Origin of the sequence: Dryocola sharpae (assembly GCF_051307055.1) — a bacterium.
Lineage (GTDB): Bacteria > Pseudomonadota > Gammaproteobacteria > Enterobacterales > Enterobacteriaceae > Dryocola.
The window spans coordinates 3517385-3538648 of sequence record NZ_CP149994.1 but is presented as its reverse complement, the minus strand read 5'-3'; the positions used below and the strand labels follow the sequence as shown (position 1 = coordinate 3538648).

Annotated in this window: 17 protein-coding genes, 1 tRNA gene and 2 pseudogenes; 12 read left to right on the top strand and 8 right to left on the bottom strand. The window is 53.3% G+C overall.

Features of this window, described 5'->3' with window-relative positions:
* The first annotated feature begins 1 nt into the window (after position 1).
* Positions 2-1468: an ATP-binding protein gene (locus tag WLO31_RS16820; RefSeq protein ID WP_435927767.1), complete on the top strand. Its 1467-nt coding sequence runs from the start codon at positions 2-4 to the stop codon at positions 1466-1468.
* Between the two features lie 164 nt (positions 1469-1632).
* Here the strand turns inward: WLO31_RS16820 and WLO31_RS16815 are convergent, their stop codons facing one another.
* From WLO31_RS16815 to WLO31_RS16805, 3 genes are all read right to left on the bottom strand, one after another.
* Positions 1633-3066 (bottom strand): 6-phospho-beta-glucosidase, encoded by a 1434-nt coding sequence (locus WLO31_RS16815; RefSeq protein WP_435927766.1) that lies wholly within the window; start codon positions 3064-3066, stop codon positions 1633-1635.
* Positions 3067-3230: 164 nt separating this feature from the next.
* Entirely contained in the window at positions 3231-3959 is a 729-nt protein-coding gene (locus tag WLO31_RS16810; RefSeq protein ID WP_435927765.1) for a MurR/RpiR family transcriptional regulator, read from the bottom strand.
* 43 nt (positions 3960-4002) lie between these two features.
* The gene (locus tag WLO31_RS16805; RefSeq protein ID WP_435927764.1) at positions 4003-4599 is read right to left on the bottom strand and encodes an HD domain-containing protein; all 597 of its coding nucleotides are present in this window, start codon (positions 4597-4599) and stop codon (positions 4003-4005) included.
* A 158-nt stretch (positions 4600-4757) separates the two neighbouring features.
* Here WLO31_RS16805 and trhA point away from each other — a divergent pair, with 158 nt between their 5' ends.
* The gene (gene trhA / locus WLO31_RS16800) at positions 4758-5411 is read left to right on the top strand and encodes a PAQR family membrane homeostasis protein TrhA (RefSeq protein ID WP_435927763.1); all 654 of its coding nucleotides are present in this window, start codon (positions 4758-4760) and stop codon (positions 5409-5411) included.
* Between the two features lie 38 nt (positions 5412-5449).
* Here trhA and ygfZ read toward each other — a convergent pair whose 3' ends face one another.
* On the bottom strand, positions 5450-6436 hold the full coding sequence (gene ygfZ / locus WLO31_RS16795) for a tRNA-modifying protein YgfZ (protein WP_435927762.1): 987 nt from the start codon (positions 6434-6436) through the stop codon (positions 5450-5452).
* Between the two features lie 246 nt (positions 6437-6682).
* Here ygfZ and sdhE point away from each other — a divergent pair, with 246 nt between their 5' ends.
* On the top strand, positions 6683-6949 hold the full coding sequence (gene sdhE, locus WLO31_RS16790) for an FAD assembly factor SdhE (protein WP_435927761.1): 267 nt from the start codon (positions 6683-6685) through the stop codon (positions 6947-6949).
* Positions 6930-7352, top strand: a complete 423-nt coding sequence (locus WLO31_RS16785; protein ID WP_435927760.1) for a protein YgfX — start codon at positions 6930-6932, stop codon at positions 7350-7352. The genes sdhE and WLO31_RS16785 overlap by 20 nt, the downstream gene beginning before the upstream one ends.
* Positions 7353-7359: 7 nt before the next feature.
* Here WLO31_RS16785 and fldB read toward each other — a convergent pair whose 3' ends face one another.
* Positions 7360-7881, bottom strand: a complete 522-nt coding sequence (gene fldB / locus WLO31_RS16780) for a flavodoxin FldB (RefSeq protein ID WP_435927759.1) — start codon at positions 7879-7881, stop codon at positions 7360-7362.
* A 101-nt stretch (positions 7882-7982) separates the two neighbouring features.
* On the opposite strand from fldB, the gene xerD reads away from it, so the two are divergent.
* From xerD to WLO31_RS16740, 8 genes are all read left to right on the top strand, one after another.
* On the top strand, positions 7983-8879 hold the full coding sequence (xerD, locus tag WLO31_RS16775; RefSeq protein WP_435930650.1) for a site-specific tyrosine recombinase XerD: 897 nt from the start codon (positions 7983-7985) through the stop codon (positions 8877-8879).
* 22 nt (positions 8880-8901) lie between these two features.
* A complete protein-coding gene (dsbC, locus tag WLO31_RS16770) occupies positions 8902-9621 on the top strand; it encodes a bifunctional protein-disulfide isomerase/oxidoreductase DsbC (RefSeq protein ID WP_435930649.1) in 720 nt (239 codons plus the stop codon).
* 3 nt (positions 9622-9624) lie between these two features.
* The gene (recJ, locus tag WLO31_RS16765; RefSeq protein WP_435927758.1) at positions 9625-11358 is read left to right on the top strand and encodes a single-stranded-DNA-specific exonuclease RecJ; all 1734 of its coding nucleotides are present in this window, start codon (positions 9625-9627) and stop codon (positions 11356-11358) included.
* Between the two features lie 94 nt (positions 11359-11452).
* A protein-coding gene (gene prfB / locus WLO31_RS16760; protein ID WP_435927757.1) for a peptide chain release factor 2 occupies positions 11453-12551 on the top strand; the annotation gives its coding sequence in 2 pieces (ribosomal slippage) (positions 11453-11527 and positions 11529-12551; 1098 coding nt in all).
* Between the two features lie 9 nt (positions 12552-12560).
* Positions 12561-14078, top strand: coding sequence for a lysine--tRNA ligase (lysS, locus tag WLO31_RS16755; RefSeq protein ID WP_435927756.1), 1518 nt, complete (start codon positions 12561-12563; stop codon positions 14076-14078).
* Positions 14079-14140: 62 nt separating this feature from the next.
* Positions 14141-14908 (top strand): amidase activator ActS, encoded by a 768-nt coding sequence (gene actS / locus WLO31_RS16750; RefSeq protein WP_435927755.1) that lies wholly within the window; start codon positions 14141-14143, stop codon positions 14906-14908.
* A gap of 80 nt (positions 14909-14988) precedes the next feature.
* A tRNA-Gly gene (locus WLO31_RS16745) sits at positions 14989-15062 on the top strand.
* A gap of 277 nt (positions 15063-15339) precedes the next feature.
* Positions 15340-16506: a methyl-accepting chemotaxis protein gene (locus WLO31_RS16740; protein WP_435927754.1), complete on the top strand. Its 1167-nt coding sequence runs from the start codon at positions 15340-15342 to the stop codon at positions 16504-16506.
* A gap of 265 nt (positions 16507-16771) precedes the next feature.
* Here the strand turns inward: WLO31_RS16740 and WLO31_RS16735 are convergent.
* The 3 genes and pseudogenes from WLO31_RS16735 to WLO31_RS16725 form a co-directional block, all read right to left on the bottom strand.
* Positions 16772-17707 (bottom strand): annotated as a pseudogene (locus WLO31_RS16735) (methyl-accepting chemotaxis protein); the annotation flags it as partial.
* A gap of 123 nt (positions 17708-17830) precedes the next feature.
* Positions 17831-18328: pseudogene (locus WLO31_RS16730) on the bottom strand (Tar ligand binding domain-containing protein); the annotation flags it as partial.
* A 522-nt stretch (positions 18329-18850) separates the two neighbouring features.
* On the bottom strand, positions 18851-20419 hold the full coding sequence (locus WLO31_RS16725; RefSeq protein ID WP_435927753.1) for a methyl-accepting chemotaxis protein: 1569 nt from the start codon (positions 20417-20419) through the stop codon (positions 18851-18853).
* Positions 20420-21264 lie beyond the last annotated feature (845 nt).

The following is a 21264-nucleotide window of genomic DNA, read 5'->3' as shown; positions in this document are numbered from 1 at the left end:
CATGCGAACTTTTACCCTCTCCCAGCGCCTGACGCTGATTTTTGCGCTCTTGCTCCTGACATCATGCGCGCTGCTGGGCTGGCTACAGGTGCGTACCAGCACGCAGTACAGCCAGGCGGTCATTCAGCAGCTTTCCGGCGATCTGGCGCAGCATATCAACCAAAGCTATCCGCTGCTTGGGCAGGATGGGCTCAATAAGGCCTCCGTACGCAGGCTGTTTGACCATCTGATGGCCGTAAACCCCAGCGTTGAAGTTTATCTGCTGGATAATCAGGGTAACATTGTTGGCGACGGCGCGCCGGTTGGGCACCTGAAGCGCGAGCGTGTCGATTTACAGCCGATACTAACGGCGTTAAGCACCCGGCAATATCCGGTTTACGGCGACGATCCGCGCAGCCTCGACGGCAGGAAAGTCTTTAGCGTGGCGCCGATGCGCCAGAACGGGCAGGTCGAAGGTTATCTGTACGTTATTCTGCTGGGCGAGAATTACAGCGCGTTAAACAGCGATGCGCAATTTACCGCCCTGCTGAAAATTGTTCTGCTTTCCATCAGCCTGGTTGCTCTGCTGGGGCTGATTGTGGGCGGGCTGGCATTCCGGTGGATAACTCGTCCGCTGCGCGAGCTTTCTCATCAGGTCCGCGCTCTGGAAACCGGCGGCATGGAAGAGATGCGGGCGATGGCCGCGCTGCCGCTGCAGCAAGACAAGGGCAACGACGAGATTAGTCTTCTGCGCCAGGGCGTTATCACCATGGCGCGACGCATTGCCGAACAGTGGCATCGTTTATCGCAGCAGGATCAGCTGCGCCGTGAGTTTATCGCCAATATCTCTCATGACTTACGTACGCCGTTAACCTCCCTGCATGGCTATCTGGAAAGCTTATCCGTGATGTCGGCGACGCTTTCCGATGCGGATAAAAAACGCTATCTCGAAATCGCGCTCGGGCAGAGCCAGAAAGTCGGGGCGCTTGCGCAGTCGCTTTTTGAACTGGCGCGCCTGGAATATGGCGTGGTGAAACCGCAAAAAGAACACTTTTCTCTGGGCGAGCTTTTACAGGATGTGTTTCAGAAATTTGAGCTGGCGGCGCAAACCCGGCGACAGCAGATGCTGGCCGATATTCAACCTGATTTGCCGCTGATAGATGCCGATCTGGCGATGATCGAACGCGTGCTGACCAACCTCCTGGACAATGCCGTTCGCCACGCGCCGGAAGGCGGCGTCATATCGGTGCGTTTGTGGAAAGAGGGCGGGAAAGTGCTGGTGCAGGTGAGCGATAACGGGCCCGGTATTCCGCAGGAGCTGAAAGAAGGGCTGTTCGTTCGCCCGTCTATCGCCAGCCAGTCACGGCTGCGGGTCGGCGGCCTGGGATTGATGATCGTGCGCCAGATGCTGCAGCTTCACGGCAGCGACATTACGCTTGTGGAAAAACCTGACAACGGCGCCTGTTTCCGCTTTGCCCTGCCGGTTTGAGGCCGTACAAAATACAGGTCGGGTGACGCTTCGCTTACCTGATGTGAGATGTTCAGCCGGGCGAGGAAACGCTTTCCCGTTATTGGGAAAGCGTGCGTAGGATGGATAAGCGTAAGCGCCACCCCCTTTTACCTCGCCTTATCCAGCGTGACGGTACAACCTGCCTACAGGTTCTCGCCGTTGCTGGCGATGACTTCTTTATACCAGTTAAAGCTTTTTTTACGGGAGCGGGACATATCGCCGGTGCCGTCGTCGTGCTTGTTTACATAGATAAAGCCGTAGCGTTTGCTGTACTGGCCAGTGGTGAATGAAACGCAGTCGATGCAGCCCCACGGGGTGTAGCCCAGCAGATCGACGCCATCCCAGGTGACCGCTTTCATCATCTCTGCAACGTGTGCTTTCAGATAATCGATGCGGTAATCATCATTAATGGAGCCGTCTGCCTCGACCTTATCGTAAGCGCCAAAGCCGTTCTCGACGATAAACAGCGGCTTCTGGTAGCGTTCGTACAGTTCACACAGCGCGTAGCGCAGGCCGACAGGGTCAATCTGCCAGCCCCAGTCGGAAGCTTTAACGTGCGGGTTTGGCACGCTGCCCTGGAAACCTGACAGCGCGTCGCCCGTGCCGCCATCCGCTTTCACCGCGTTAGTCATATAGTAGCTGAAGCCGAGGTAATCGCACACGCCTTCACGCAGGATTTGCTCGTCGCCCGCTTCCATTTTGATACTGAACTCGCGGCGTTCCCACTCATTCAGCACGTAAGACGGGTAGTAACCGCGCAGCTGAACGTCCGTAAAGACATAGCGCTCGCGCATAGACTCCTGAGCGTACATGACATCTTCGGGCTTGCAGGAGAATGGGTAGAGCGGCACCATCGCCAGCATGCAGCCGATTTGCATCTCCGGGTTAATGCGATGGCCGATTTTCACCGCCATGGCGCTTGCCACGAACTGGTGATGCAGAACCTGATACATCACCTCTTCCGGGTTGTCGTGTTCGGTGTAAACCACGCCGGAGCAGCAGTAGCCGAACAGAGGCGCGCGCCAGTTACGCTGGTTATTGATCTCGTTAAAGGTCATCCAGTATTTCACTTTGCTCTTGTAGCGCTCGAAGACCACTTCAGCAAAGCGAACAAAGAAATCAACGACTTTACGATTAGTCCAGCCGCCGTATTCCGTAACCAGATGGTGAGGCATTTCAAAGTGGGAGAGGGTGATGACCGGTTCGATATTGTACTTCAACAGCTCGTCGAACATCTCGTCGTAGAATTTCAGACCTTCTTCGTTTGGCTGCTGCTCGTCGCCCTGCGGGAAAATGCGCGTCCAGGCAATGGAGGTGCGAAAACACTTAAAGCCCATTTCGGCAAACAGCCTGATATCTTCTTTGTAACGCCCGTGAAAGTCGATGGCTTCATGGTTCGGGTAATATTTACCGGGAATAACTTCCTGAGTGATTTCGCGAGGAACGCCGTGTGCGCCGCCTGTCAGCACGTCGCAGATGCTCGGGCCTTTGCCTTCTTTATTCCATCCGCCTTCTACCTGGTGCGCGGCAACCGCGCCGCCCCATAAAAAGTCTTCTGGCAAAGTCAGTTTTTTCATATTTTTTATCCCGCTGTTAGCGCCAATGATAATGTGCGATAGATCACAAGCTGGCGTTACGTTAATAAACTCTGCCTCGGAGTCTAACAAAGGAGGGATAATTGTCACGATATAACAAATCAGCCGCTCCGTGATTTGTCACATATAAAAAACAGGCTGTTTTTTTACGCCATTTTTTTCGCCAGCTTACGGCCAATGGTCTCTAAAATATAAATAACGGGGATTTGCGTGGTAATATCGTAGACGCCAGCTACCCGCGTCAGCGGAATATGCCAGGAAATATTAAAATCGGCGAGCTTTGCCAGCGCTGAGTTTTCGTGGCTGGTAATCGACATCACCTTACAGTTGTGAAGGCTAAACTGGCTGGCAAAGCGCAGGATCTCTTCCGTCTCGCCTGAAACAGAAAGCACAATAGCCAGCGCGTTTTTCGCCATATCACTGGTGACCGGGAAATAAGGATCGTCGATATGGTTGCTGAATTTCCCCACGTTCGAAAAGAAGCGTGCGCCATATTTTGCCAAAGCGCCGGAGGTTCCCGCGCCGACGAATATAATTCGTTCTGAAGAACAAATAATATCGACCGCATGGTCGATTAAATTATCAAATTCTTCATTATTGGTACTTCTGAAAAAGCTAATTATTTCGCTGGGGCCAAAATTAACCAACGGCTCATCGTTTTGTTCCAGATATAATTTAAAGCGTACGCGAAACTCGGAGTAGCCGTCGCAGTTCAGCTTGCGGCAAAAGCGCAGCACGGTAGTGGTGGAAACGCCCGCGCCGTCGGCCAGCTCGCGGATAGTCATGTACATTACTTTGTCACGGTTTTTAATGACATAGTTATAGACCATCATTTCCAGGCCGTTGAGATTAGCAATTGCTGCGTGAGTAAACATCGTACATCTTCCTGAAGTTTCAGCCGTGAGCCGGTAAGGGAGTTTAGCGCAGCCAGCCTTTTTCCTGCGCAGCATATAAATGGCTGACGACATGTTGCCATAATTCCGGCCAGCTTTCGCCCACCCGGGCGTTGCGGGTTAACACCTGCGCAAGAGAGATATTATTTTCACGCCAGCTTCGCCCCTCGTTATGCAGATTCTGCAATACAGGCAAAATACGATCCAGCGCGCCGGCAAAGCGGGCATCGGCGCTTATCCCCGCTTCGTATTCCAGCCAGAGCCCGAGAAATTCGCGGTTTTGCGGCTCGGGTAATAAACCAAACAGGCGCGTCGCCGCCGCCGCTTCCTTTTCGGCTATGGCTTCGCGTGCGGCCACATCATAAACCAGCACATCGCCCACATCGATTTCCACAATGTCATGCAGCAGCGCCATTTGCACCACCCGCGAAATAGCGACTTCCGCAGGGGCAAAAGGGGCAAGGCTCATCGCCGCAACGGCAAAATGCCAGCTGTGCTCGGCGGAATTTTCCTGTCGCTCATGGCCGATAATCTTCGTCCGACGCTCAACAAGTTTGAGCTTGTCGATCTCCATCAGAAAGGCAATAACGTCGCTCATCGCGCCAAAGGCATGAAGGGTCATGGCTATTCTCCAGCTATTTTAAACAGACAGGAAAATTGTACAGGTGTGTCTCACGCCGCTGACAGATTTATTTTAGCGTACACGTGTTTACTGGAATCATTCTCAGCTATGCTAGCCGTGCTGCATTTTTCATCTTAAGTCTTACCTGGAGTAGCCTTATGGCTGACAAACCAATCAAAGCACCTGGATATTCACTGGCTGAGGAAATAGCCAACAGTATCAGTCACGGTATCGGGCTGGTGTTCGGGATTGTCGGGCTGGTGCTGTTGCTGGTTCAGGCTGTCGCCGCCAACGCCAGCGCCATGGCGATCGCCAGCTACAGCCTTTACGGCGGCAGCATGATTTTGCTGTTCCTGGCCTCCACGCTTTACCATGCCGTTCCCCATCAGCGCGCGAAGCGCTGGCTTAAGAAATTTGACCACTGCGCCATCTATCTGCTTATCGCCGGTACCTATACTCCTTTCTTGCTCGTCGGGCTGGATTCGCCTTTTGCCCACGGCATGATGGTGGTTATCTGGGGACTGGCGCTGGCCGGCATTCTTTTTAAGCTGACCATTGCGCACCGTTTCAAGGTGCTGTCGCTGTTAACCTATTTATTGATGGGCTGGCTGTCGCTTGCGGTGGTCTATCAGCTGGCGATGAAGCTGGATGCGGGCAGCGTGGCGCTGCTGGCCGCGGGCGGGGTGATTTACTCGCTGGGCGTTATTTTTTACGTCTGCAAGCGCATCCCTTATAACCATGCAATCTGGCATGGCTTTGTACTCGGCGGCAGCTTATGCCACTTTCTCGCTATCTATTTATACATTCACTAATGCTTAATGCCCCTGCGGTAGAGGGGCATGCCAGATTTTTAACGCTCTTCGAGTGAATAAGGCAGCGGCTCGATAGCCAGCTCGCTGCCGCTATCTTCCCGTACGCGGAAGACGGCGTCCGGTTCGAGATCGTTATTCATGACGGCCTGAATAAGCACGCGGCTATCGTCCAGCCGGCTTACGGCAAGCACGGTGCCGGTACGACGCCAGTTATCGCCCATTTTCATCTCAAGATCTTCGCCGGCTTCCGGCAGGCGGGAAGCGCTGCCTGCGAGATACCAGAGCGCGCGTTTGTTAGCCCCGCGAAACTTCGCGCGTGCCACCATTTCCTGCCCGGTATAACAACCTTTTTTAAAGCTAATGCCGCCCAGAGCCTGAAGGTTTGTCGCCTGTGGGATAAATTGAGCGCTGTTGACGCTATCAATCACCGCCAGGCCGCCTTCAATATCCAGCGCCAGCCACTGCTGGCTGTCATTAAGCTGTGCTTCCCCGCGTAGTTTTTCGAGCAGCGTCTGCGCCGTGGCGGCATCAGTGACTAACATGAACCGTTCGGCAGGCAGGTTGAACCACAAAAGGGTAGTGGCGCCGTCCTGGACGACTGGATTTTCTTCATCCGGCAGGGCCGCAAAAAGCGGTGCCAGCGCTGCGCGAGCCTGAAAACCAGCAAGCCCCAGCAGCACGCTTTCGCTGTCAGGCGTCATCGTCACCTTTGAGAACACGGCGTATTTTTTCAGTTCCGTCAGCTGCGCTTCATGGAGATTGCGACGTTCGATAAAAGCAAAGCCTTCGCCGCGATGGAACAGGCGCAGGTTGCTCCACATCTTGCCTTTGGCGTCGCAGTGGGCGCAAAGCAGATGTTGATTGGATCCCAGCTGTGCTACGTCGGCGGTAACCTGCCCTTGCAGGTACTTTTCAGCGTCTGCGCCAGTCACGTTTACTAGCGCCCAGTCATCAAGGGTCATCAGCGTCAGCGGCAGGCGAGCCGCGGCTGTAGGTTGACGGGGAGGAAACGGGTTGAAAGCCATATTTTGTCCTGGGTTATCCAACGGGTGAATGAGGTTAATGGTAAAAGAGCCGCTCGCCAATGCAAGCAGTTTGATGAGGCGAATTGTGCCGTTTCGAGTTACCTCGCAGAGCAAATGCAACGATGTCGCATTGCGACTCTTTCTCCAGAGTTAATGCGCAGATAGCAACATTCAGGTAATACGCACGACGAAAACAAGTTACACTAACACTCGTATCTTACACGTCATTTAAGCAGGAAAGAGCAGATGGATATCAATAACAAAGCCCGAATTCACTGGGCGTGCCGCCGCGGAATGCGCGAGCTCGATATTTCGATTATGCCGTTCTTTGAGTATGAATATGAGACGTTAAGCGACGAGGATAAGCAGCTATTTATCCGCCTTCTGGAATGTGATGATCCCGACCTCTTTAACTGGTTGATGAATCATGGCGAACCGGCAGACTCAGCGTTGCAGCGTATGGTGAAGCTTATCCAAACACGGAATAGAGAACGTGGTCCTGTGGCAATCTGATCTTCGCGTCTCCTGGCGGGCGCAGTGGTTATCCCTGTTCGCCCACGGGCTGCTGGCGCTGGTGGTGCTGCTTCTGCCGTGGCCAATGAGCTATACGCTGCTCTGGATGCTTTTACTTTCTCTGGTCGTTTTTGACAGCGTGCGCAGCCAGCGTCGGATTCATGCGACTCAGGGTGAGATTAAACTGCTGACCAACTATCACCTGAAGTGGCAGGACAAAGAGTGGGAAATAGTCGGCACGCCGTGGATGTTGCGCAGCGGCATGATGCTGCGAATCCGCCAGATGCGCAAAACCCGCAGCCAGCATTTGTGGCTGGCGGCCGACAGCATGGATAGCGGTGAGTGGCGGGATTTACGCCGCCTGATTTTGCAACAGCAGGCGAGCGGTAGCGGCCAGGCTTAGGTACTCGTCAGGCGAACCTGTCAGCCATTTCGCCCAGAATTTGCTCGCACCAGCTCTGAAGGCGTTCATCGCTCAGATCGTACTGGTTGGTTTCATCCAGCGCGAGGCCAACAAACAGTTGCCCATCGGCAATAACAGGTTTAGCGCTCGTGAACTCATAGCCTTCGGTTGGCCAGTAACCGATAAACTGCGCGCCGCGGGGAGCCAGTTTGTCGTGCAGCATACCCAGCGCGTCAAGGAACCATTCGCCGTAGCCTAGCTGATCGCCCATCCCGTACAGAGCGACCAGCTTGCCTGCCAGGTTCAGGTCATCTAACTGCGCCCAGACGGCTTCCCAGTCTTCCTGCAGTTCGCCGAAATCCCACGTCGGGATGCCGAGGATCAGCACATCGTAGCGTTCCATTTGCGCGGGGGAGTCATCTTTTAAGTTATGCAGCGTCACCAGATCCGGGCCGATGATGTCACGAATCTTTTCGGCAGCCATTTCGGTGTAGCAGGTGCTGGAGCCATAAAAAAGGCCAATGTTCATAGCGATAACAACTCATTTAATAACGTGCAGGCTGGCAAGTGTACCAGATCCCATTACGCATCATGCATAATGGACGTAACTCAGGCATAAGTGAGGCACCGGTGGAACAGGATCTGGCCCGTATTGAACAATTTCTTGATGCGCTTTGGCTCGAAAAAAATCTGGCTGAGAACACGCTAAACTCGTATCGCCGCGATTTGAAAATGGTTGCGGAATGGCTGGCGCGTCACAGCTTAACGCTGTTGACGGTGCAGGCGGGCGATCTCCAGTCCCTGTTTGCCGAGCGTCTGGAAGGGGGCTATAAAGCCACGAGCTCCGCACGCATGTTAAGCGCTATCCGTCGTCTGTTTCAGTATCTCTACCGTGAAAAAGCGCGCGATGACGATCCGAGCGCTTTGCTTTCTTCACCCAAATTGCCGCAGCGCTTACCGAAAGATCTTAGCGAAGCACAGGTTGAACGTCTGCTCCAGGCGCCCTGCCTCGACCAGCCCATCGAGTTACGCGATAAAGCGATGCTGGAATTATTGTATGCTACCGGCCTGCGCGTGTCTGAGCTGGTGGGCTTATCGATGAGCGACATCAGTCTGCGTCAGGGCGTGGTGCGGGTTATTGGCAAGGGGAATAAAGAGCGTCTGGTGCCGCTGGGCGAAGAAGCGGTCTACTGGCTGGAAAGCTATCTTGAGCACGGTCGTCCCTGGCTGTTAAACGGGCAGTCTCTCGACGTGCTGTTTCCCAGCCAGCGGGCGCAGCAGATGACCAGGCAAACGTTCTGGCACCGCATCAAGCATTATGCGGTAACTGCAGGAATCGATAGCGAAAAGCTTTCTCCGCACGTCCTGCGCCACGCTTTTGCCACGCATTTGCTGAACCACGGCGCGGATTTACGTGTCGTACAGATGCTCCTTGGACACAGCGATTTGTCCACAACACAAATTTATACTCATGTAGCGACCGAACGTTTACGTCAGCTACATCAACAGCACCACCCGCGGGCGTGAGTGCCAGAATAAAGGAATCATGATGAAAAAAGGTCTTTTGCTGCTCTCGCTATTGGCGGCATCCGTCTCCGGTTTTGCTCAGGCTGACGATGCGGCAATCAAACAGTCGCTGGCGAAGCTGGGCGTGCAGAGCGCGGAGGTGCAGGCCGCTCCCGTTGCCGGAATGAAAACCGTCCTGACCGACAGCGGCGTGCTGTACGTGACGGAAGACGGCAAGCACATTATTCAGGGCCCGCTGTACGATGTCAGCGGCGCGCAGCCGGTAAACGTCACCAATCAACTGCTGACAGGCAAGCTGAACGCGCTTGAAAAAGAGATGATCGTTTATAAGGCGCCGCAGGAAAAACACGTTATCACCGTGTTTACCGACATCACCTGCGGCTATTGCCATAAGCTGCATGAAGAGATGAAAGACTATAACGCGCTGGGCATTACCGTGCGTTACCTCGCCTTCCCGCGTCAGGGGCTGCAAAGCCAGACAGAAAGCGACATGAAATCCATCTGGTGTGCAAAAGATCGCAATAAAGCGTTTGATGCCGCGATGAAAGGCGATGCGGTGCCCGCTGCGAGCTGTGCAACCAACATCGCTAATCACTACAACCTCGGCGTGCAATACGGCGTGCAGGGTACGCCAGCTATCGTGCTGAGCAACGGAACGGTGATTCCCGGCTATCAGGGGCCAAAAGAGATGAAACAAATGCTGGATGCGCACCAGCAGCTGAGCAAAGTAAGTGGTCAATAACGGGTGAAAAAGCAAACGCAACTTCGCCGCCGGGCCGTGGATGACGCGGCGGTCTTACCGGCGGGTTTACCTCCGCTGTTAAAACGCCTCTACGCCAGCCGCGGGGTGCGTGGCGAACAAGATCTGGAGCGCAGCGTAAAAGGGATGCTGCCCTGGCAGCAGCTTAACGGCATGGAACAAGCCGTTGCCATCCTGCACAACGCTTTTCGTGAAGGGCTGCGCATTATCGTCGTCGGCGATTTTGATGCGGATGGCGCAACCAGCACGGCGTTAAGCGTGCTGGCATTGCGTAGCCTCGGCGGTAGCAACGTGGGTTATCTGGTGCCGAACCGTTTTGACGATGGCTATGGTTTAAGCCCGGAAGTGGTGGATCAGGCCCATGCCCGCGGTGCGCAGCTGATTCTGACGGTTGATAACGGTATTTCATCCCATAGCGGCGTTGAACGTGCGCACGAGCTGGGCATTCCGGTGATCGTAACCGATCACCACCTGCCCGGCACGGCGCTTCCGGCGGCGGAAGCCATCATTAACCCAAACCTGGTTGACTGTGACTTTCCGTCCAAATCACTCGCGGGCGTAGGCGTTGCGTTTTACCTGATGCTCGCGCTGCGCGCGCATTTGCGCGGCTGCGGCTGGTTCGAGCAGCACGGTCTTGCGATCCCCAATCTGGCGGAACTGCTGGATCTGGTGGCTCTGGGCACGGTGGCGGACGTCGTACCGCTGGATACCAATAACCGCATTCTGACCTGGCAGGGCCTGAGCAGGATTCGCGCAAGAAAATGCCGTCCTGGCGTTCTGGCGCTGCTTGAGGTCGCCAACCGTGAACCGCACAAACTGGCGGCCAGCGATCTGGGCTTTGCCCTGGGGCCGCGTCTGAACGCGGCGGGGCGCCTGGACGATATGTCCGTCGGCGTGGCGCTTCTGCTAAGCGACAACATCGGCGAGGCGCGCATGCTGGCTAACGAACTTGATGCGCTTAATCAGACGCGCAAAGAGATAGAGCAGGGCATGCAGATGGAAGCGCTGACCTTGTGCGAAAAGCTGGAGCGCGGCAACGAAGAGCTGCCTTATGGCCTTGCGATGTATCATCCCGAATGGCATCAGGGCGTAGTCGGCATCCTTGCCTCGCGTATTAAAGAACGCTTCAACCGTCCGGTAATAGCTTTTGCGCCAGCCGGCGACGGTACGCTTAAAGGCTCCGGGCGTTCGATTCAGGGGCTGCATATGCGCGATGCCCTGGAGCGGCTGGATACGCTGCATCCCGGCCTGATGTTAAAATTTGGCGGCCATGCCATGGCGGCGGGATTATCGCTGGAAGAAAAGCGTTTCGAGGAGTTCAGCCGGCGCTTCGGCGAGCTGGTGGGCGAATGGCTCGATCCTGCCCTGCTGCAAGGGGAGATTTGGTCCGATGGGCCGCTTGCGCCACAGGAGATGACGCTGGAGGTTGCCGAAATGCTGCGCGATGCCGGGCCATGGGGACAGATGTTCCCGGAGCCGTTATTCGACGGCAGGTTCCGTCTGTTGCAACAGCGCCTGGTGGGGGAGCGTCATCTTAAAGTGATGGTTGAACCGCTGGGCGGCGGCCCGCTGCTGGACGGCATCGCGTTTAACGTCGATACCACCTGCTGGCCAGACAACAGCGTGCGCGAAGTGGAGCTGGCCTATAAGCTCGATGTAAACGAGTTTCGCGGCAACAGAACAGTGCAGCTTTTGATAGACCACCTCTGGCCGATTTAACGCCAACCAGTGCTACAAAGTGCAGCGTAATTCCGGTAAACTTTCCGGTTTACGATCGCATTCCGTCTTCTGACATCAACATAAGAAATTAAGCATGTTTGAAATTAATCCGGTAAAAAACCGCATCCAGGATCTCACCGAGCGCAGCGACGTTCTTAGGGGGTATCTTTGACTACGATGCCAAGAAAGAGCGCCTGGAAGAAGTAAACGCAGAGCTGGAACAGCCTGACGTGTGGAACGAACCTGAACGCGCGCAGGCGCTGGGTAAAGAGCGTTCCGCGCTGGAAGCGATTGTCGAAACCTTAGACCAAATGTCCCAGGGGCTGGACGACGTTTCCGGTTTGCTGGAGCTGGCCATTGAGGCCGACGACGAAGAAACCTTCAACGAAGCCGTTGTTGAGCTGGATCAGCTGGAAGCCAAACTGGCGCAGCTTGAGTTCCGTCGCATGTTCTCAGGCGATTACGACAGCGCCGACTGCTACATCGACATCCAGGCGGGCTCCGGCGGCACCGAAGCGCAGGACTGGGCAAGCATGCTGATGCGTATGTATCTGCGCTGGGCCGAAGCGCGCGGGTTCAAGACTGAAATCATCGAAGAGTCCGAAGGCGAAGTGGCGGGCATCAAGTCCGTGACTATCCGTATTCAGGGCGAATACGCTTTTGGCTGGCTGCGTACCGAAACCGGGGTGCATCGTCTGGTTCGTAAGAGCCCGTTTGACTCCGGCGGCCGTCGCCATACCTCCTTTAGCTCCGCTTTCGTCTATCCGGAAGTGGATGACGACATTGATATCGAAATCAACCCGGCCGATCTGCGCATCGACGTATACCGCGCGTCAGGCGCGGGCGGTCAGCACGTTAACCGTACAGAATCTGCGGTGCGTATTACCCACATTCCGACCAACACCGTGACCCAGTGCCAGAACGACCGTTCGCAGCATAAGAACAAAGATCAGGCCATGAAGCAGATGAAAGCGAAGCTATACGAGCTGGAAATGCAGAAGAAAAATGCTGAGAAGCAGGCGGCGGAAGATAACAAATCGGATATCGGCTGGGGCAGCCAGATTCGTTCTTACGTCCTTGATGATTCCCGTATCAAAGACTTGCGTACCGGGGTTGAAACCCGCAACACGCAGGCGGTACTGGATGGCGATCTGGACAAATTTATCGAAGCAAGTTTGAAAGCAGGGTTATGAGGAACCAACATGTCTGAACAACAAGCACAGGGCACCGAAGCGGCAGTCGATCTTAATAATGAACTCAAAACCCGCCGTGAGAAGCTGGCTGGCCTGCGCGAGCAGGGCATCGCCTTCCCGAACGACTTCCGTCGTCAACATACCTCTGACCTTCTGCACGCAGACTTTGACGGTAAAGAAAACGAAGAGCTCGAAGATCTTAACATCGAAGTGACCGTTGCCGGCCGCATGATGACCCGTCGCATCATGGGTAAAGCGTCTTTCGTGACGCTGCAGGACGTTGGCGGCCGTATTCAGCTGTACGTCGCCCGTGACGACTTGCCAGAAGGCATCTACAACGAGCAGTTCAAAAAATGGGATCTCGGCGATATCCTCGGCGCGCGCGGCAAGCTGTTTAAAACTAAAACCGGCGAGCTGTCCATTCACTGTACCGAGCTGCGGCTGCTGACCAAAGCCCTGCGTCCTCTGCCGGATAAATTCCACGGCCTGCAGGATCAGGAAGCACGCTATCGCCAGCGTTACCTGGATCTGATCTCCAACGACGAATCCCGTAACACCTTTAAAGTGCGTTCGCAGATTATGTCCGGCATTCGTAACTTCATGGTTGGCCGCGGCTTTATGGAAGTCGAAACGCCGATGATGCAGGTGATTCCCGGCGGCGCTGCGGCACGTCCGTTCATCACCCACCACAATGCGCTGGACATCGACATGTACCTGCGTATCGCGCCAGAGCTCTATCTGAAGCGCCTGGTAGTGGGCGGCTTCGAGCGCGTGTTCGAAATTAACCGTAACTTCCGTAACGAAGGTATTTCTCCGCGTCACAACCCAGAGTTCACCATGATGGAACTCTATATGGCATATGCGGATTACAAAGATCTGATTGAGCTGACCGAATCCCTGTTCCGTACGCTTGCGCATGAAGTGCTGGGTACCGCGCAGGTGCAGTACGGCGAAGAGATTTTTGATTTCGACCAGCCGTTCGCAAAACTCACCATGCGCGAAGCTATCAAAAAATACCGTCCGGAAACAGACATTGCGGATCTGGATGATATGGGCAAAGCGCTGGAAATCGCGGCTTCCATCGGCATCAAAGTTGAGAAGAGCTGGGGCCTGGGCCGCGTAGTGACCGAGATCTTCGAAGAGGTGGCGGAAAGCCACCTGATTCAGCCGACCTTTATCACTGAATACCCGGCAGAAGTCTCCCCGCTGGCGCGTCGTAATGACGAAAACCCCGAGATCACCGATCGCTTCGAGTTCTTTATCGGCGGCCGTGAAATCGGTAACGGCTTCTCGGAGCTGAATGATGCGGAAGACCAGGCGCAGCGCTTTGCTGACCAGGTTTCTGCAAAAGATGCAGGCGACGACGAAGCGATGTTCTTCGATGAAGATTACGTTACTGCGCTTGAGCACGGCCTGCCGCCTACGGCCGGTCTGGGCATTGGTATCGACCGTATGGTTATGCTGTTCACCAACAGTCACACCATCCGCGACGTTATCCTGTTCCCTGCGCTGCGTCCGGTTAAGTAAGCCGCTTTTGTTCCTCTCTTCGGGGAGGAACATCTCTTTTAAGTTATTGTCAGAGGCCTGGTTTGCGCAAGGAAAGCACCGTCGGTAAGTGGAAACGTAATGTCATCGTCCTGCTTCTGGGCCTGTTACTTACCGCTTGCTCATCCAACAAAGCCAGCACGTCTAAAGCGGGCAGCTACAGCGGATCGGTCTACACCGTTAAACGGGGCGATACGCTTTATCGCATCTCGCGCATGACCGGCTCAAGCGTCGGCGAACTGGCGCGACTCAACGGTATTTCCGCGCCTTACACGCTTGAAATTGGCCAAAAAATCCGCGTAAAACGCAGCGTTAGCTCCGCCAGGAAAAAAACAGCCGTCGCGAAAACCACAAAATCCCGTTCTTCCGCCTCCGGCAGCAGCGCAAGCCTTGCAAAAGTTGCAGCTCCTCCGGTGGGATCGGGGTGCTGGCGCTGGCCAACCAGCGGCAAAATTATCGTGCCTTTCTCCAGCAGCGAGGGTGGAAACAAAGGGATCGATATTGCCGGCTCGCGCGGGCAGCCGATCTATGCATCTGCGCCAGGCACGGTGGTTTATGTTGGCAATCAGCTAAGGGGCTACGGCAACCTGGTGATGATTAAACACCGCGAAGATTACATCACCGCCTACGCCCATAACGACACCACGCTTGTGAATAACGGACAAAAGGTGCGCGCAGGGCAGAAAATCGCCACTATGGGCAGCAGCGGCGCTGATTCGGTAAATCTGCATTTCCAGATCCGGTACCGCGCAACGGCACTGGATCCGCAGCGTTATTTGCCGCCGCAGGGCAGCAACCCATCCTGTAAGTAAGCGTTTAAAATACCAACACTTAGCATGATTCCCTCTTGTCACCCCTCCCCGGAGCGTTATAATACCGGGGCTTCGCAAAAGCGGGTGTAGTTCAATGGTAGAACGGCAGCTTCCCAAGCTGCATACGAGGGTTCGATTCCCTTCACCCGCTCCAGATGTTTTTTAGTTCCCCGCCATAATAAAATCCGCTTTTCTGCCCAATTTGAAATCTTTAGTATCGCGTCTAATTTTTATGATCTGCTTCACACATAATAGTTAAATAAAGCTAAAAACATATTATATCGTTCAGCCGGGCTAAAGTTATCGCCGGGTGAAAAACCTTTTAGTTGCCTTATTGCGATATATAGCTTCGATCTTCGCGAAGGTATAGCTTTCCTGGGAAAATCGATAATAAATAATATATGCCCAGTGAGAAGTTACAGGTTTTAACAATGTTTAAAAATGCCAGCGTCAGGAGCGTCATCGCTATTTTTCTGCTGTTGTCTTTTGCGGTAGTCGATCTGTTAGCCTTACTTTTATCCGCAGACTTTAAAATCATGCTGATGCTAAACAGCGCCTGGATTGCTGTGCTCGGATTTTTATGGTGCTACATGACGATATATCTTGTCAGGCCCATCAACCAGGTCAAATGCAATATTGATGAGATAAATGCCGGTAACTTATCGGTGCATATCCCCGAGTTTGGCAATAACTGCGCCGGCCGCTTAATTCCGGGGATCAACACGCTTTCTACCGAAATCACCACGCTGGTTATGGATATCAGAAAGTCTTCCCGGTCGGCCAGCAGCATAGCCGAAACGCTTGCGCGGCAGAGCGCCACCCTGTCGGCAAAGACCGAGCAGCAGTCGGCCATGCTGATGCAAACCGCCTCCAGTATGGAGCAGATCTCCGCGGGCACCAGGAATAATGCGGAAAGCACGCGCCAGCTGAGCAGCATCACCAGCGGAGCCCACAGCTCCGCCAATCACGGCAGCGACCTGATGCAAAAGCTGACCACTAATATGACCTCCATCACCGACAGCGCCCATAAAATGACGGAAATCATCAGCATCATTGACAGCATCGCCTTCCAGACCAATATCCTCGCGCTTAACGCCGCCGTTGAAGCGGCGAGAGCAGGAGAGAACGGAAAGGGTTTTGCCGTGGTGGCCGGCGAGGTCAGAAACCTGGCGCATAAAAGTTCGGCGTCGGCGAAAAACATTAAGTCGCTGATCGACTTAACCAATGAAAACGTGATGCAGGGCGTCTCGCTGGTTTCAGAGGCGGAAAAAAATATGCGGGATATCGTCTCCGGCTCGGAATCTATCGATACGCTGATGGGGCATATTTTTGTGGCGACTAACGAGCAGGAAAAGGGCATTGAGCAAATCACGCGGGCCTTATCCGAACTGGAAAAAGCCACCCAGAGCAACGTTGCCGTTGTGGAAGAGCTGGCAGGCTCTTCTGAAGTGCTCAATCAACAGGTATCTGAACTGCAGCAAAGGACCAGCAATTTACGGCTGGGCGAAGAAGATGAATACAGGCTGTCTGCATCGCCGCGCCCCGTCCCCGGCGGGCTGTTAAACCGGGAAGAGGAAGGGCACTGGCAGAATTTATAGCTGCTTCACTTTATGGCCGCTACGAATTTAGCGCTCGGGAGGGCGTTACCCTGAATTAGGGGGCATTACTGACAGTTTCTGAATGCGCCTGCACGATCCTGAAGCGGTGCGGCGCAGCTTATTTATGCTGGCCCGGTATACAATTTTTACCGCATCCTCGCCGGCGTTTCATCGCATCAGGCGTCAGTCAAAGAAAAGGGGGACCAGAGCCCCCCATCGTTTATCCGCGTTCAGACGCTGAACGCCCGGCGCTTCAGGCAGCCGCTTCCTGATGATTAGTATTAAACACCGCAACGACGTGAGTCAGACTCCTCGCCTGGGCTTCAAGCGTGGCGGCGGCAGCGGCGGACTCTTCCACCAGGGTGGCGTTCTGCTGGGTGACCCGGTCCATTTCAGACACCGCCTGGCCCACCTGATCGATCCCACGGCTCTGCTCATCGGACGCCGAGGCGATCTCGCTCATGATATCCGTCACGGAGGTGATGGCGCTGACGATCTCGCCCATGGTTTGACCCGCGCTTTCGACCAGCGCCGATCCGACCTCCACCTTGCTGACCGAGTCGTCAATCAGCATTTTGATTTCTCTGGCGGCCTGGGCGCTGCGCTGGGCAAGGTTACGTACCTCGCTGGCCACCACGGCAAAGCCACGACCCTGTTCACCGGCTCGTGCCGCTTCTACCGCGGCGTTCAGCGCCAGGATGTTGGTCTGGAAGGCGATGCCGTCAATCACGCTGGTGATATCGGCAATTTTCTGCGAGCTGGTGGCGATATCGCTCATGGTATGCACAACGTTGTCCACCACTTTACCGCCACGCTGCGCGGTTTCTGAAGCATTCTGGGCAAGCTGGCTCGCCTGGGAGGCATTATCCGAGTTTTGCTTCACGGTGGCGGTAATTTCTTCCATGCTGGCCGCTGTCTCCTCAAGGGAGGCGGCCTGCTGCTCCGTACGCGATGAGAGATCGTTATTACCGGCCGATATCTCGCTGGCGCCGGTAAAGATCGCATCCGCGCCGGCACGGATATCTTCCACCGTATTGGTTAATTCTACCTGCATGCTGCGTAGTGTTTCAGCCAGCTGCCCCATCTCGTTGGTACCCTGCACATCAATCTTGTGAACTAAATTGCCGCTGGCAATATGGCGGATGCTCTCAAGAACCTTACGTAAAGGCTCAAGGAGAATGGCACGAATACCGAACCAGGAGATGACAACGATCACGATAAGAATAGCCAGCAGGCCGGCGGTCACCCACAGCGCCAAATTATAGGAGCGTGCGCTGTCGGCGACTTTATTTTTGTTATAGTCGGATAGCTTATTGGCAATCTGATGAAAGGTATCATCAAATTTGTCCTGGTGAATCTGAAGATTAACCGTATAGGCGGCTTTATTATCATTTTCGTCAAGATACCTGGCAACCTTCGTTAACTCGTTATAAAAAGCCGTATAGTTAGCTTTAATCATCTCTTCGAGTTCAAGGTCGAGGGGCGGCCACTTTAAATATTCAACCCATGCTTCCTGCGCATGGTTCAAAAAGAGCTTAATTTGCTCCCTTTCTGTTTCTATAGCCTGACGTCCTTCCGGGGTAGAGGGATCTTCCAGATAATTTGCAAGATTCGTTCTGAGCAGGTGAACCCGGGCTTCCTGCAGGTAGGACTTGGCGGTAACCAGATCGTTGCGCTGCCCGGTGATGTCATTTTGCATGGCAAAATCTTTAACATCATGGCTAATAATCGGAAAAAGAAAACTAAGAGAAAAAATTTGTAGGGTAAAAAAGAGCACCAGTACGGCGATTAATCCATTAACAATTTTTATACGATTTATCATTTGTTATTCTCCGTGTAGTTATATAGGTAATAAATCGGTGAATAGATGAAAAACATAATAGGCTGCGTGAATTATTTTCCCTCAATCGATCGTTTTTTCCGATCGATTAGCTAAATTAAAGGCAATATGTCAGGCGTAATGCACGAAAAGGAGGGTTTTTTTCCTGCTTATAAGCGAATGAGGAAGGTTAATTTTTTAAGGAAAAATAAGTCGCAGACGAGTGAAAGACCGGCAGGTTCTAAGATCGCGAGAGGTTATTTCTACAACCAGCGCTATTACGGCTCTTCTGTAGCGTCGCGCCGCTTGGCAGAAAAAGCTAGCCGCCATTAATGTGGTATTTAAATAGGCTTTCCTGCTGTGCACCTGGTAAATACACCTATAATGATGCTGCGATTATGCAATATTAACGTTTAATATTTCAGGAAGGATATTGCTGTGCTTCAGACTTAGCGTCGATAAAAGATAAGGGGCGCTCTGGCCCCTTGGTTAACCGGCGTTCATGCTCTGAACGCCGCAGTTATTTCAGGCTGCCGCTTCCTGGTGATTAGTATTAAACACCGCAACGGCGCGCGTCAGGCTTCTCGACTGCGCTTCCAGCGCGGCGGCAGCGGCGGCGGACTCTTCCACCAGGCTGGCGTTCTGCTGGGTAACCGTGTCCATCTCGGAGACCGCGATACCTATCTGATCGATTCCGCGGCTCTGCTCATCGGACGCCGAGGCGATCTCGCTCATGATATCCGTCACGGAGGTGATGCTCCTGACGATCTCGCCCATGGTTTCACCCGCGCTTTCGACCAGCGCCGATCCGACCTCCACCTTGCTGACCGAGTCGTCAATCAGCATTTTGATTTCTCTGGCGGCCTGGGCGCTGCGCTGGGCAAGGTTGCGCACTTCGCTTGCGACAACGGCGAACCCGCGTCCCTGCTCGCCGGCCCGCGCGGCTTCCACCGCGGCGTTCAGCGCCAGGATATTGGTCTGGAAGGCGATGCCGTCGATAACGCTGGTGATATCGGCAATCTTCTGCGAGCTGGTGGCGATATCATTCATAGTGTGCACGACGTTATCCACTACCTTGCCGCCCCGCTGGGCCGTTTTAGAGGCGCTGGCAGCCAGCTTGCTTGCCTGCAGGGCATTATCCGAGTTTTGCTTCACGGTAGCGGTAATTTCTTCCATGCTGGCCGCTGTCTCCTCAAGGGAGGCGGCCTGCTGCTCCGTACGCGATGAGAGATCGTTATTCCCTGCCGATATCTCGCTGGCGCCGGTAAAGATCGCATCCGCGCCGGCACGGATATCTTCCACGGTATTGATGAGCTCTATTTGCATATTACGTAATGAATCGGCCAGGTGACCCATCTCGTTGGTACCCTGCACTTCAATTTTGTGAACTAAATTGCCGCTGGCGATATGGCGGATAGCGTCCATAATTTTGCGCAATGGCTCAAGCAGAATAGAGCGGATCCCAAACCATATCACGACCATCAACAGTATAAGGGCGGCCACTAAACTGGCGGTTACCCATATAGCAACGTTGTAAGCATGTTTGCTTTGTGCAACTTTGCTTTCATTATAGGCAGAGAGTTTTCCCGAGATCTGACTGAAAACTTTATCAAATTTATCCTGATAAACCTGAAGATTAACTTTATAAGCGGCCTTGTTCTCCTTGTTGGCAAGGAGTGTGGCAACCTCATTTAATCCGTTATAGTAGTCCTCATAAGACTCTTTAATTATTGACTCGAGTTCGTTATCTATCGGCGGCCATTTTAAATACTCAGCCCAGGCCTGCCGGGCATTTCTGAGAGACTCGGTGATAAACGCCTGCTCTTTTGCCAGCGAGTTACCTCCTTCCTCGGTCGTCAGGTCCTCAAGGTATTCGGCAAGGTTAGCTCTTACGAGATGCACGCGTGCTGCCTGTAAGTAGGATTTGGCAAGCACCAGATCGTTACGCTGCAGGGTTGTTTCATGCTGTTTAACCGTATCGTCCACGCCGGTACTGATCATGGGGAACAGAAAGCTTAACGAAGTCACCTGCAAAATACAGAAGAGGATCAGTACGCCAAGCAAACCATTCACAATTTTAATGCGATTCATCATGTTAACTATCTCAGGGGGGTTATATTCAAGTTATAAATCGGTTAATAAAGAAAAGGCATAATAGGGATGAGGATCTTTTTTTGTGGCCGACCGAATACGGGTGTTCTGTTCGGCTGCTTTAATTGCTCTATGTCAGGGTTAAAGCACAAAAAGAGCCCTTTTTAGCGAGCTTTTTAATGAACTGGTTATTTGAATTTCCACACATCACGAGCGGCGGCCTGAATAATCGTATCAAACTGCGGTTTTTCTGCGATTTAATGCGCGTGCTGAAAAAGATAACTTGCAAAATATGACGGCGCTATTGCGCGTCCTTTGTCTGCAACAGGCTCACCGGTTCTTTCAGGTGATGCCGCCCAGCAGAGCAGGCGTATCCGCTTCACCGACTTAATCCCAGCGGTCGTATATTTTTTATCATATTAAAAATATCCATATAAAATTCAAAGGATCTATACTGGTAGACAATTGCTAACTTTTCAATGTGAAACGCAATAAATTATAATTTTGTTATCTTATCGGTCAATTGAAGTACTGCATAAACGGCGTCTGGTTATCGCGAATAAAATATTATTATGGTATGTGAATCTTTCTGGCATTGGTAAGTAATAACCGTGTCCGTTGGCCAGCGATCTGGTAATTTTTCGCATTTGGATAAGGCGTCGGCTAACTCTATTTTCATTTGCTGAATTAGCGTGCATTTTTGCGCGCTAGACATGGGATTGAAATATCAAGAACGGTTGAAAGACTTGTCGATATGACCGGAGTAATAACAATCACCGGGTTGATTAGCACCCTATTAATTAGGATTTTCATGAGGCTTATTCAAGATAAATTTATTATATTTCAAT